At 64.8% G+C, this 13045-nt stretch carries 10 protein-coding genes; 3 read left to right on the top strand and 7 right to left on the bottom strand.

Translation table 11 applies throughout. The annotated features are described in order from the left end of the window. Nucleotides 1–227 precede the first annotated feature (227 nt). From ABDW31_RS23230 to ABDW31_RS23200, 7 genes are all read right to left on the bottom strand, one after another. Nucleotides 228–2108: an SIR2 family protein gene (locus ABDW31_RS23230; RefSeq protein ID WP_343699663.1), complete on the bottom strand. Its 1881-nt coding sequence runs from the start codon at nucleotides 2106–2108 to the stop codon at nucleotides 228–230. A 555-nt stretch (nucleotides 2109–2663) separates the two neighbouring features. After that, nucleotides 2664–2966: a hypothetical protein gene (locus tag ABDW31_RS23225; protein ID WP_099539233.1), complete on the bottom strand. Its 303-nt coding sequence runs from the start codon at nucleotides 2964–2966 to the stop codon at nucleotides 2664–2666. 127 nt (nucleotides 2967–3093) lie between these two features. Next, nucleotides 3094–4611 (bottom strand): replicative DNA helicase, encoded by a 1518-nt coding sequence (locus tag ABDW31_RS23220; protein ID WP_099539232.1) that lies wholly within the window; start codon nucleotides 4609–4611, stop codon nucleotides 3094–3096. 88 nt (nucleotides 4612–4699) lie between these two features. Beyond that, on the bottom strand, nucleotides 4700–6343 hold the full coding sequence (locus ABDW31_RS23215; protein WP_099539231.1) for a hypothetical protein: 1644 nt from the start codon (nucleotides 6341–6343) through the stop codon (nucleotides 4700–4702). Nucleotides 6344–6358: 15 nt separating this feature from the next. Further along, nucleotides 6359–7594 (bottom strand): hypothetical protein, encoded by a 1236-nt coding sequence (locus ABDW31_RS23210; RefSeq protein WP_143324244.1) that lies wholly within the window; start codon nucleotides 7592–7594, stop codon nucleotides 6359–6361. 227 nt (nucleotides 7595–7821) lie between these two features. Next, nucleotides 7822–8124, bottom strand: coding sequence for a hypothetical protein (locus ABDW31_RS23205; protein WP_143324243.1), 303 nt, complete (start codon nucleotides 8122–8124; stop codon nucleotides 7822–7824). A 200-nt stretch (nucleotides 8125–8324) separates the two neighbouring features. Beyond that, nucleotides 8325–9113 carry a helix-turn-helix transcriptional regulator gene (locus tag ABDW31_RS23200; RefSeq protein ID WP_143324242.1) on the bottom strand — a complete coding sequence of 263 codons (789 nt, stop codon included), beginning with the start codon at nucleotides 9111–9113 and terminating at the stop codon, nucleotides 8325–8327. 123 nt (nucleotides 9114–9236) lie between these two features. Between ABDW31_RS23200 and ABDW31_RS23195 the strand changes: the two genes are divergently transcribed. From ABDW31_RS23195 to ABDW31_RS23185, 3 genes are all read left to right on the top strand, one after another. Further along, on the top strand, nucleotides 9237–10250 hold the full coding sequence (locus tag ABDW31_RS23195; protein ID WP_161495670.1) for a TauD/TfdA family dioxygenase: 1014 nt from the start codon (nucleotides 9237–9239) through the stop codon (nucleotides 10248–10250). An 82-nt stretch (nucleotides 10251–10332) separates the two neighbouring features. Then, nucleotides 10333–11628 carry a hypothetical protein gene (locus tag ABDW31_RS23190; protein ID WP_143324241.1) on the top strand — a complete coding sequence of 432 codons (1296 nt, stop codon included), beginning with the start codon at nucleotides 10333–10335 and terminating at the stop codon, nucleotides 11626–11628. Between the two features lie 3 nt (nucleotides 11629–11631). After that, nucleotides 11632–13002, top strand: coding sequence for a hypothetical protein (locus tag ABDW31_RS23185; protein ID WP_099539225.1), 1371 nt, complete (start codon nucleotides 11632–11634; stop codon nucleotides 13000–13002). Nucleotides 13003–13045: the final 43 nt, after the last annotated feature.

Below are 13045 nucleotides of genomic sequence, written 5' to 3'. Positions count from 1 at the left end.
GCCAGCGACAGATCAGGTGGCGTTCTTCAATCGTGATATGGTCGTAGCGCGATCCCATGTGAAAAATCTCCGTGGACGTAAGTCCATAAAAACCCTCACAAATCGCACTTCAAAATAGAATCCGCCCGACTACACGTATTTTGCGTCTAATAAACATTATCGGAAATAATACGTACTGGCCTTCGAGGGGCAATACGCTCGGGTCGGCCGTCGGTTCTTGAATTACGCTACGCGGCCTTGCCGTTCACGAACCGCATGATCTCCGACAGGTCGACCATCTTTTTGATATAGTCCGTCCAGATAAGCGTGTTGCTGTGATCGACATTGCTGGGATTCACGCACAGTGTCCGCGCGCCTGACCGGCTTGCCCAGCTATCGTTTAGGGAATTGCCCACGAACAGGACTTCCAGCGGTGCGCACCGCTGCTCCTCGATCACCCTGGTGATGAAATGCGCCTTGCCCTCGAAGTCGAACTGATGGCCACGAATTTCCTTTATGACGCCCGTGTCGTCGTAAATGAACTCATTGGCCTTGACCTCGCTGAACAGCTTATAGGTTGCGTCTCCAATGACGTTGGAGATGATCTCCTTAATGGAGCCTGATACGACATATAGGGCGATGCCGGCGTCGTGCAGAGTCTTGATTGTTTCAGGAAGTCCGGCGACAGGATATATATCGCCGATAATCGACTTCATTTCTTTGCGGCCGAAATTTCGCTCGCGTAGCTTTGTGCAGGTCAGATTGCACCACTCTTGGTGAGTGATCTTTTTTGCAAGAAACTGACGGTGCAGCTCGGCGGCATCCTCTATCTGATAGCCCACCGAAGCCCAGATGCGCTCCCAAGTGCTAAGCTCGCTGCTGGAGAGGGCAAGGGTGCCTCCAAAGTCGAAAACGACCGCCTTGGTTTGGGGCTTGAAGTCCAGCGGCTTCGTCGTACTGGAGGCCTTCACTACGCCCCGGTTCACCGTGTAGTATAAAATGTAGGTCGCAAGAAAATCGTCGGGACGGCCAAATTCGAGTTCCCCAATACATTCCAGCGCGTGTTCAAGCCGAGCAAGATTTTCCCGCTGTATTGACCCAAAGCACTTCGCCGATGCGGAGACCTTTGTTTTCACTTGTTCGAGATTGTTGATTTCGCGTGCGTCGATCCCTGTCAGCTGGCTGAGGCGCTTCACTGTCATCTGGCGACGAGTGCGGTGGAAATAGAGCTTGTAGCCGTTGACGATCGCGCGATCGAACGAGAGCGTCGGTGCGCCGTTCGGGCGAGGCGCTTCCTTCCGCCGAGGTGGCGAAATGGCCTGGCGCCGTTTCAGCGCCTCGCCGAGCTGGGCGAAGGCTCTGACCCAGTCCTCGTCGTTTTCGATCGGAAGGGCTGTGATTTCGTCGCGCTTGTCGAGCAACGTCCGCTGTTCGGCATTGATCCGCCACATCCACGCATAGTGGCGCTTTCCTCGGCCGGTCATCGCTGTCCGGATCCAAGGCAGGAGGCCTGACATCAGGTGTGGATCGGAGAATGAATAGCCGGCGAAGAGGATGGTCTTGTTCAGCGCGACGTTCTTTAGGTTCGCATAGCCGAGCGGGTTCTTCTCCGGCCAAAGAGAGTAGTCAGAGCCGGTCAGCGTTCCAAGATTGTCCAATGTTCCGTGGAGGTGGATAAGGCGTGGGCGACTCCCGTCTTCCCGCGCCATCCACTCATACTTCTGATCGGTGTCTACAACTGTCTTCTCGCCCAACACCCGGGATAGAAGGTTGTCGTAATTGGTCGTGTAAACGGTATGCCAGGGAAGCTTTGCGAGCTCGAGATGCGCTGGTGACGGATCAAAGTCGTTTTCGGGGATGGCGCGGCGCACGGCCTCCTCGAGTGTCATCCGCGACTGGTTCGCCTTGATGGCGTCGAACAGGTCCAGGATGTTGCCATTATACGCAGACATGTCCTCGCCGGTTTCACGGGCGACTTTCTCCGCCAGATCCTTCCAGAGCGGCATCTGGTCGGTGGGGTCGATGTTCTTCTTGGGGATCGCTTGGCGGGAGATGCCCGCGCCAACGAACAAAACTAAACGGTCAGTCGCCAGTAAGTCGGCAAGGTAGTCGACGTGGGCCTGCAGCAAAGGTCCGGGCATTGTTCACCGATTGCTAGGCCCGCGGGCCCGTGACTGACAAACTCGCACTCACTACTCGGCAGGGTTTAAGCTTGGCCTTTCGCTCGTAAACCATGCAAGTGGTTTTTGGGCGCGCGGGCGATTGCTGTCTGAAAATTGTGGCGTCGGGCCGGGCGTTGCCTGCGATCGGGCTCGCGGGGCACAGGTTCCAAGAGGGCCAAGCCATCTCCGTCGACCAATTGGTCCGACAGACCGCGCTGTCGCCTCAAGAAGGCCATGGCGACGGAGCCTGACTTCTTCATGCGCCTTCTGAAGCTTGTCTTACGACCTGATCCAGAGAGCGGCGTAGAAGAGCCGCCACGGCGCCCAGGAGCGGGTTCTGGTCCAACGCTACCGTGACGAGGCGAGAAAGGTGGGTCACCGTTTTCCCCGCATGGGCAGAGTTTTGGAGCGCGTGGCCGCCTATTATGAGGCCAACGCGGTCCGGGAAGACCAGTCCGCCGAGCGTCGGGACTGGTAGGCGCTTCGGCGGCGGAATTTCGGGGAAGCGGCCAGGGCGATGGTCTAGCCCTCGTCGTCCCCCTTCAGAAGTTTGCTGGCTAGCGCGCGCGCCGACTGCGGATCGGCGACCAGCTTCTCCAGCTCGGCCAGGCGTTCATAGGGCAGCCTGGCCATCCAGTGCTCGTCGCGGACGTCGTAGCCGAAATGAAGCTCCACAGCGTGGCCAGTCTCACGTACATGCTGGTGGGCCCAGGCGCGAGCATCGTCAAAGTGCTTGCGGTCGCACGTCTTGCAGTAGGCCTTCCCGAATACCTCTTCCTCGACGGGGGTGAAGCTGGTCGGCAGGAAATCTGACGCGTCGGCCATCGGTGGCTCCATGTTCGCAACGACGTTGAGGCGGACTCAGCAGGTTGGTCAATCTTCTGCGGGACGCGGGCGCTGAAAGGCTCCCCGACGCGAACGAGGCGCGCTCGTTCCGGCCGAAGCGCTAGGCCTAGTCGTCATGCCCCTGTCGGCCCTGGGCGAAGTGGTGGTCACGGGCAAGGTTGCCGAAGCGGGTGGTGTCACTATCGAACGACAGACGCACGGTGCCGATAGGGCCGTGACGCTGCTTGGCGATGATCACCTCGGCCAGGCCTTGTAGGCGGTCCATCTCGTCGCGCCAGGTCAGGTGTTCGGGTGTGCCCTCGCGCGGTTCGGCGCGACCGACGTAGTAGCTCTCCCGATAAACGAACCAGACCATGTCAGCGTCCTGCTCGATCGAGCCCGACTCCCGAAGATCGGAGAGCTGGGGTCGTTTGTCTGGTCGCTTTTCGACTTCTCGCGACAACTGCGACAGGGCGATGACCGGACAGGCCAACTCCTTGGCGAGTGCCTTGAGGCCCATGGTGATCTGGCTGACCTCGGCGACCCGATTGGCATTCGAGCCGAGGTCGGAGCCGGTGACCAGCTGGAGGTAGTCGACCACGACCAGATCAAGGCCCACCTGGCGCTTCAGGCGACGGGCGCGGGCGGTCAGCTTGGCGATCGAGATGCCGCCGGTGGCGTCGATGAAGAGGGGCGCTTCCTGCAGCTCCATGGCCGCGTCGCGGACCCGGCCGAACTCCGAAGCGTCGATCTCGCCCTTGCGGAGCTTGTCGCCCGACACGCCGGAGGCGTCGGCCAGCATACGCAGGGCCAGCTGCTCGGCGCTCATTTCCAGCGAGTAGAAGGCCACCACCCCGCCCTGGACGGTCTTCTTGGTGCCGTCAGGCTGGATCTCGTAGGCGTACTTCTTGGCGATGTTGAAGGCGATGTTGGTCGCCAGCGCCGTCTTGCCCATCGAGGGACGACCGGCCAGGACGATCAAGTCGGAGGGGTGCAGGCCGCCGATCTTCTGGTCCAGGTCCATCAGATCGGTCGAGACGCCCGACATGCCGCCGTCGCGGCTGTAGGCCTCGGCGGTCATCTCGACCGCGCCGCGCAGGGCGTCGCCGAACGACACGAAGCCGGACGAGGCCGCGCCGCTTTCGGCCAGGCTGTAGAGCTGCTGTTCGGCCGCCTCGATCTGGTCGCGGGCGGTGCGCTTTTCCTCGTTGCCGCCTTGGGCCGCCGTGGCGATGTCGCCGCCGATGCGGATCAACTCGCGGCGCAACGACAGGTCGAAGATCACCCGGGCATAGTCGCCGGCATTGGCCGCCGGCGGGGCGCGGTCGACCAGGTCGGCCATGTAGCGCAGGCCGCCCAGCTCCTGGAACGCCGGATCGGCCTTGAACTCGTCGGCCAGCAGGATCGGCTCGGCCAGCTGGCCCTTGCGGACATGGGTCTCGACCGCCTGGAACAGGCGCTGGTGGAAGGGCTCGTAGAAGCAGCGCCCCTGCAGGCTGTCGGTCAGCCGTTCGTAGGCGGCGTTGTCGTAGAGCAGGATCCCGAGCAGCGCCTGCTCGGCTTCCATGTTGTGGGGAGCCGCGTTGATCGTGGGCGTGGATACGGGATCCGGTTCGAAAACGACGGCACGCGCGGCACTAGTCATCGACGACCTCACGGCGCTCTAAAGCGAGGTGTGGATAACTGTGGATGGATTCGGCGAACGACGTCACCCAGCGCGTGGCGCCTCTCGCCTATCCGCCTGCTTGGCGTTCGCGCAGGGCTTCGACTACCACGGTGGCACGATACCGTTCCTCCGGGTCGAGACCGGCGACGACGTCAAGGAGCGCGGCCCGATAGGCCGAACCGCCGGCCTTGGACAGGCTGGCGCCCGTAACCAGGGCCTGGACGAAATTGTCCTTCAGATACTGGTCGCCCGCACCCCAACCGAGATCGCCGATCCGCCTCACAAGGTAGCCGACGATGCTTTGTTTGATCTCGGCGTCGAGGAAGAGGCTGTCGACGACGTGCTTGAGACTGATGGCCATGCAGCGCAGCGCCGCCTGCGGTACGCTATTGGTCGGTTCTTCTAGCTGGGCAGCGTCGAGGTAGTGGTGCGTCGAGCCCTCCGGCCGACTCGGCGCCAGGCGGATCCACTTCACATAGGTCTCGAAGATCTCGTAGAGCAGCCGCGCGCCGAAGGTCGAAAACTCTTCATCGAGGCGGGCTTCCGCGGCCGACTGATCGTGGGCCTGGACGAGGCCTTTGACGATGTCGGGCCAGTAGGCCAGCCACATGGTGTCGGCGACGTCCTGGAAGACCGCCTCGGTCACCATCATGTCGAAAAACGAAAGCGCCGCCCAGGTAGGGTCCTTCAAGCTGTCGGCCTCGAAGCGGTTGGCCGGACGATTGAGGGCAAGCCGATAGACCGGGTCGGTCTCCGGCTGAAGCAGCGCCAGGACGTGGTTGCCGACAGGGGTCCAGGCGCCGAGCCGTTGAGCGCGGGTCACATCGTCGAAGAGGTAGCGAAGCAGGCGCGCGCGCTCGGAGATTTGGTAGCGTTGAGGAACGCCCGTCAGAACCTGGCTCTCCTCAAGTTCCGCATAGAGGATGCTCGACGGCGTGGCGATCAGACGTCCCAGGAACCGGTCGGCGTAGTCGCCAACCCGAACACCGTCCATTTCCAAGAGCGCGAGCCCGAAATAGGGCCGCAGCGCCACGGTGAAGTCCAGGAGCGCCGGCGAAGTGTAGAACGTCTGGGTCAGGTCGCGCCCGATTGTCTCGGCCCATTTCATCGACGGCGCCCAGACACCAGCCCAGCCGACCAGGGGAAGGGCTCGCCGCCATGCTGACCAGCCGGTGTCGGGCAAGTCCGGCTGACCGGTGAGCATCGCGCGCATTTGCCCCCGCGGCGTGTGGCGGTTGCGCCAGATCCAGAACTGGTCGGCGAGCTTTTGCCGACGCAGGCGCCGCCGAGCGACCTGGCCGATCATCGGCAGGGACGGCGCGATGGCGTCGACAAGTTCGGCCTCCCGTCGCTCGTAGAGCAGTTTCTCGACCAGACGCTGCAACGTCGGCAGCGCGTCCGTTCCAGGGCGCGAGACGCGATGCAGAACGAAGGCGCCCAGCATCCAAGCCACCAGCACGAGGAACGCGACCTGGTTGGGCTTGATGCCGTTCTCGTGGAACGTGATCAGGCGACAGAGATCGGCCGACAGCCAGCAGGGCCGTCCCGCCCAATCGAAGAACTCCAAGTAGATTGCTGCGCCGAACGCGAGCGTGGCCAAGCTCAGCTGCGCCGCCATGCCGAGGCGCGCCTGAAGGCGCTGCACGGGCGACATGACCGCGTAGATCGCCGCCAGCAGGCCCAGAACCGTCAGGATACCGTCGAGCGTCACGTCAGGCCGGGCCCGTCACCATTCGACCTCGAGGTCGTCGTCATAGCGCATTCCCTGCAGGTAGCCGCCGACATAGTGGTCGGGAAACAGCTTGCCGACCTTTTGACGACGTTCGTCGTAACCCGGATAGGCATCGCCCAGGATCGTCCAGAGCTGCTGTTGAAGGTTCGGCTCCAGCGCCTCGATGATCTCCACAAGCATCATGTGGGTGGCCTCGTAGTCCGCCACGGCGTCCAGCGGCCGGTAGTGTTTGGCCAGCGAGGCCTTGAACTTGCCTATGTGGTCGCCGCCTTCGGGATAGAGCGGGCGCTTGCCGTCGAAGTACACGGTTTCGATGCCTTCGCGGACCGGATCGATGTTGCCGTGAATGGAATTGTTGCGCTTGTCCATGACGCGCTTGAAGGCCTTGGCGACGTCGGACTTCATGTCGACGGCTGTGGCGAAACCCCGGCATTTGTAGGAGAGGTCCGCGATCTTGAGGTCGATCTGCTCGCGGATGAACGCGTCGTAGCGGCGCTTGTCGGTCCGAACCTCCGGACGGCACAGCACCAGGATCACCATGTTGATGAAGGCCTCGGCCATGATCGGGGTCAGGAGCGCCAGCTGTAAACAGGCGCCATACAGCGCCGCGTCGGGAGACTCGACCATGCGGGTCTTGCCCGGTTCATCGTCTTCAGGCCGATGCGCTGCGACGGCGGATCGGCCGTCGAATTCAAACGGGTCACCGCCGGCCAGGACGTCGGTGATGACGGCGTGATGGTCGGCGCATAGCCCGGCGATGGCCACGTATTTGTTGGGAAACAGAGACCACTTCTCAAGACCGTCCAGGATGGTCTTCTTCTCCGGGCCGACCCGGGCGAAATCCGCTTTCAGCGCGAGGATAAGGGCCTTCCAGTCGGCGTCGGCCATGGGCTCGGCGATCATGAAATGAACCTCGCGCGAGGTGGCTATGATGTAGACGTCCGCCGCGCCGGCCTTCAGGTTGAAGTCCCAGTGGACCAGATTGTCGCTGTCGTCGCGGCGCAGGAAGCTTTGGATGCCGTTGGGCGCTCCGAAGCGCGCCATGAGATAGCAATACATGTCCAGCGTGCTCAGGTGATGCCGGACGCTGAGCGCATCGCCCTTGGCGCCCGCTGCGCTCTCCGATGAGGTCTTGTCCTTGAGCTTGCCGACATAGGCCAAGTGCTCTGCACGCGTTGGCGTCCGCCACGCCTGGACGTCAAGGCAGCAAGGTCTCTTCGGCGACGTCATCAGGCCCTCCCCTGCCCCGAAGGTGGATCGTCGGCGTGGCGCTTGCAATGCCAAGCTTGAAGGCTATTTCGGTCACGCCCCGCGCGATCGCACCGCAAGGCCAAGGTTGTGGCGCCGAACGCGGACGCGGACCATGTTTGGGTTGTGGCGCACGCGGACGGCGATCATAGCCGCTGGCGACAGGGGACCGTCAGGCTGGCCTACGGCGCGGTGACAGCGCCCATGGGCTACTTAGTGACCTTGCCGCCGAGCAGCCCGAAGATCGCGCCCACGCCCATCTGGGCGATGGTCTTCGACCATTCCAGGGCCGCGCTCTGAAGCGGCGTCGGATGGGCTCCCAACATCATCGACGAAGCGAGGAAGAAAAGGCCGGTCACGCCGGTGATCACCAGCACTGACACGAACACCAACTTGAACTGAGGACTGATCGGCGCCGGACTTTTAGGCCCAGGGACGCGGCGCGTGACCGTGCCTGCCTTTGTGTTGAAGGTCAAAACCTCCTGGTCGATGCCGAACTCGGTCGTCGTCAAGGGATGGGCTACGCTCTCGATCGCGATGACCGCGGCGTTGGCGAACGCATTGTTTTGGTCCTTGACCGATCGTCTCTCGCCCATCGCCGCCTGCCGCTCCGACCCGCGCCCAAGACGCCCTGAGTCGGGGCCGCACGCACACGGAAATGTCCGCGAAAAAGCGTGGCGTCCGGGTCAGCCCGGGACATGGCCTTGCGGCTCTAATCTTCGACCATCACCTGGATCGCATCCTTCGACCACGGGCGGCCGCGGGCCAGCGTGACGAGTTCACGCGCCAGCTGGTCCTGTTCGAACTGACCCAATGGCGTCTCGTCTTCGTCGCTTCGGTCCCCCACCGTGAAACTGGCGGGCCCCTCTCCAGCGAGAAGAATGAACTCATGCAGGCCGGCCGGCGGCCCGAAATCGGCGCTGCCGGCCGGGCCCGGCACGCGGCCAAAACCACGGCTGTCCAGTCGCCCGCCCTGCCCCGCGATCGGTTCGGCAAGATGCAGTCCGACGGGGCTGCTGATGAGGAGGATAAACCAGCCGCCGAAGGGGCCGTCGATGTCCAGTTCGAAAAAGTCGCCGACGGAGGCGCGCAATCCTGGCCAGTCCGGCTCCTGGCGCCGGAATCGCACCAAATGCCGTTGGCCTGAGGCAAGCTTGCGGAAGGTCAGCATCTTGCGGCGCGGCGCATTGGCCAGGACGTCGGCCAGGCGCGGATCCGCCGCATCGCGGATCGCCCGCTCGAAGGCGTCGAGCGGACCATGCCAAAGGTCCCTGGCCTGGTCGATCGTCAGGGCGTCGACAATGTCGGCCAGCGCCTCAGCCAGAGGCTGAAGCATCGCCTCGGGCGTCTCGCCCGGCGCTGAGGTCCTCGTGCCGTTCGCCCAGCCTGAGACCGTCTGCTTGCTGCGATCGAGGCGTTCGGCCAACGCCTCGGCGGTGACGCCGCGAAGATGGCTCAGGAGCCCGAGCTTCTCGCGCATGGCCTCGATGATCACGCCCAACCGGTCCCCCTGTTTCTCGCGCGCGCGTGGCCGGGCTCCCGAACCAGGTTCGGGAATCGGCGTGACCACGCTCCCTGTCGTGATCCTATTGAGGCGGTCGCTTTCCTTGAACTGGAGACGACCATGTCCATCCAACATTCCATCCAAACCTACGCCCTCGACGCTCAGACCCATATCCGCCTCGCGGACGGCTTCGCTGATTTCCAGTTGCCGACCGCCATCAGCGCCGTCGACGCCGCCGTGTCCGACGCCGTGGACCGCTGGCGTCGCCTCGCGCCCCCGGCCCTGCTGGCCGCGACGACCGCCATGGCCGATGGCCGCGGCGCGGCGGCTGTCCTTGTCACCAACCTGCCGTTCGATCCGACCCTGACCCACGGCCCCGAGGACACCGATCAGGAAATGGTCTGCAAGCCCAGCCGGCTCAGTGAAGGCCTGCTGCTGGGCGCGGCGGGACATGTCGGCGCCCCCTACGGCGTCGCGCCCGAAGGACGGGGCCTGATCAACAACCTCAGCCCGCGCCGTCGGGATCGGTCGGCCCTTACCGGCTTGGGGTCGCGCGAGCCGCTCGATCTCCACATCGAGACCGCGGCCGCGCGTCGCTGCTCCGGCGACCCTTGCGCCGACGGCCTGGCGCTGATCGGTCTCGTCGCCGATCCCAGCGGCGCGCCGGCCACCCGCGTGGCCGATGCGCGCGCCGCCTTCGAGCGCCTATCGCCCGAGGACCAGGCCGTTCTGCGCCAGGCTCGGTACTCGATCTCCTTGCCCAAGCGTTGGTTGGGTGAAGGCGAGACCCGCCGCCAGGTCTGCGCGATCGTCGCGGGCGAGGACGAGGATCTCAGCTTCGCCTTCGCCTTCTACGGCGACATGACCCTGCCTCTGGACGCGGAAGCCGGAGCCGTCCTGACCCGCTTCCACGCCGCCCTGGACAGTGTGGCCGGCGAGGTGATCCTGCAGCCGGGTATGCTGCTGCTGATCAACAACCGCGTGGCGGGTCACGGACGCGGCGCCTTCGAGCCGAGCTATACGGCCGACGGCGCGCCGATCCGGTGGGTCCAGCGCGTCTTCTGGATCCGCGATCTGCGGCGCCTGGGCGCCTGGCGCGAACTGAGCGGCCGGGTGTTCCAGCCGACCTTGTGAGCTCTGCAGGGCGGTTCGCGACTGCGGACCGCCTTTGCCCGTAAACCCTAGGCGCCACGCCTTTTGCGTGATGACCTTGGCCATGACCATCGGCGGAGAGCAGGTGATGGGTGAAAGCTCAAGCGAGCGCAATGTCATCAACCTGCGCGGCCGCCGGGCCCAGGCCCCTTCCCTGGCCGCGCTCGTCCACGATCTGCAGCGGGCGGCCTATGTCGACGCGCCCTGGCTGATGCGCCAGCTGGACGTCGACAGCACGGCCGGCTTTCTGGACGACCTGGCGCAAGCCTACGGTCGCGTCGGGGTCGAGCTGCCCTCGGACGCCCAACATCTCCTCGGGCAGTTCAACGACACGGCGGCCGGGCCGCCGCCGCGATCGCCGCTGACCTTACAGGATCCGTGGGCCTATGAGGGCCTGCGGCGCCTGTGGGGCCGTGTCGACGCCCTCAACCGCTCCCGCGGCCGCACGCTTGGCAAGCCCCCTTTGCTGGCCACCCTGCCGACGGGCCAGATCAACGCACGCGCCATCCGCGCCGACCAAGGCGAGATCGCGATCCTGTTCGACGACGAGATCCGGTCGTTCGCCTACATGATGAGCAAGGTGGTGGCGACCGTCCTGATAACGCCCGCCAGCGCCACCGAGGATCACGCCGATCTCGACTTCGAACGCGCGGCCGATCCGGTCTCCTTGGCGCCAAAGGCGGCGCAGTGGTTCGCCGCCGTTCTCGACAACTATATCGGCCAGGGCTGGGTGCGCACCCTGCCGCCATGGGTGGTCACCCGGCCGGTCCTGGAGCTGGCGCTTGTCCTCTGCGGCGGCTTCGAGACCTTCGTCATGGCCCATGAGTTCGCCCATCACGCACAAGGCCATCTCGTCGGCGCCGTTCCCGACGCCATCGCCGATATGGGCGAGCTCACTGCGCTGGAACGCGCCCAGGCCCAAGAGATGGAAGCTGATGCTTTCGGGTTGCAGATCGCATGCGACGCGGCCCTGGATGAACGCGGCGACGCGCTGACGGGGTTCTGGGGCGCCTATCTGGCCTTCAAGAGTTTCGAACTGATCGAACGGACGCTCTACACTGTCGCTCACGGCACAGATTGGGCCCGCGTCCACGCCGAGGTCGCCGCCTGGCGCAGCGAGCAGGACGCCCATCCCGCGCCGGGGATCCGGGCGGCGGCCTTGTTTTTCTGGTTCGCCAAGGGTGACTATGAGGGGCCGGCGGCGACGTTCGCCAACGCCATCGACCTGATGTTCGACAAGCTGTTCATGAACGCCTTCCCCGCTCTCGTGCGCCTGGGCCACGCCGGCGTGCACCCGCGCTTCCACGAGGCGCTGGCTGTCTATAGAGACGCGCCCCGGCCGACCTACGCGGAGCTCTGAGCCGTGCCGATCGGCGCTCAGGCCGCGCCTCTGGACCTTCGCGAGATCGTGGCCCGGCTCCAGGCCCGGGCCTGGGCGCGGATCGGCGTCGACGAAGGCGCCTTGGCCGAGCGCTTCGAACAACGCCGGCAGGCCTACAGGCGCCTCGCCGATGCGGCGCCTGGCTATCTCGACTTCGACTGGGGACTGGATCCGTCCGTCACCCTCGATCACGGGCTGGTCGGCAGCCTCGAGGAAATGTTCTCGATCACCCCCGCCACGCCGTTGCAGGACCCAGCCCTGCAGGCCTGGCTGCAATTGGTCTGGCGCTACACCGCCGTGCACCTGCCGTTCCAGTCGGACTACGTGCGGGACGTGATCCTGGCCACCGCCCCGACCGGCGACTTCAACGCCATGGCCGTGCCGCTCGGCGACCGCGGCGCCATCGTTGTGGAGGAAGGCCTCGTCCGGCTGGCCCGCCGGCTTTGCGCCCTCGTCACGCCTTTGTTGTTCTTCGAGCGCGACGGCGCAATCCTCGTGCGCACCAAACAGCAGGTCGAGGCCTTCGTCGCGGCCGACGAGGGCCCGTGTTTCGACATCGCCCAGCTCTTCATCGACTACATCACCCAGGGCGAGGTCGACTTCCCCTCCCCGCGGCTGGCCGGATCCAGCCTGGTCGAGCGTTATGCCGACACGCTTTTCCAATCGTTCATCGCGTTCGTGCTCTGGCATGAGGCGCTGCACCTGGAAGTCGGCTGCGGCAACCCCACAGCGGTCAACCACGAGTCGGTTGAGCGCGACGCCGAGCGCATGGCCGCCGCCCTCGCGGAGGCTTGCCTTCGCGCCGGGTTGACCCTCGACCCCGAGCGGCTGCGACAGACCTATCGTCACCAGCGCGAGGAGTCCGACGCCGACGCCTACGCGATGATCCGCGTGGCCGTCTACGGATCGCGAACCAACAGCCTGCCGGGCAACGTGACGGGCGCGGGCGCCTTCTTGCTGGCGCTCGACACCGTCCACCGCATGCTGACCCAGATCGTCAGCCCCGAGCTCTTCGCCCGGGAGCAGGCGAGCGACCTTGCCCAACTGAAAGCCGCCGCCTTCCTGGGCGGGCGCGATCATCCCCATCCTCGCGTGCGACGCGCCGAGGTCATCGGCTTGATCAGCGCGCTCGACCCTGGCGTCGGCGCGATGGTCGGGTTCGAGATCGACCGCTTGGCCCTTGTCTTCGATAGGGTCTGGGGCCTGCTCGCCGCTACGATCGCGCTCGAACACGATCGGATTGGCGCGGCCGCGTCGCGCTGGCTGACGCCGGCGAGCGCGGACCGCGAGCGAATGATCCGCGCTCTGGCCCCCTTGGACGGAATCGCATGGATCACCGACGCGGCGGACTGAACGGCGCAGCATCGGGTTGAGGACCGTCCATGCTCGGGCGAAG

The organism is Caulobacter sp., assembly GCF_039596335.1.
GTDB lineage: Bacteria > Pseudomonadota > Alphaproteobacteria > Caulobacterales > Caulobacteraceae > Caulobacter.
The sequence above is the reverse complement of the archived record's forward strand: the minus strand, read 5'-3'. Positions and strand labels throughout refer to the sequence as shown.

What these genes read in the sequence shown, in the direction of transcription:
- ABDW31_RS23225 (WP_099539233.1), bottom strand. Translation starts at nt 2,966, where the DNA reads ATGGCCGACGCGTCAGATTTCCTGCCGACCAGCTTCACCCCCGTCGAG.
- ABDW31_RS23190 (WP_143324241.1), top strand. Translation starts at nt 10,333, where the DNA reads ATGACCATCGGCGGAGAGCAGGTGATGGGTGAAAGCTCAAGCGAGCGC.
- ABDW31_RS23210 (WP_143324244.1), bottom strand. Translation starts at nt 7,594, where the DNA reads ATGACGTCGCCGAAGAGACCTTGCTGCCTTGACGTCCAGGCGTGGCGG.
- ABDW31_RS23220 (WP_099539232.1), bottom strand. Translation starts at nt 4,611, where the DNA reads ATGACTAGTGCCGCGCGTGCCGTCGTTTTCGAACCGGATCCCGTATCC.
- ABDW31_RS23195 (WP_161495670.1), top strand. Translation starts at nt 9,237, where the DNA reads ATGTCCATCCAACATTCCATCCAAACCTACGCCCTCGACGCTCAGACC.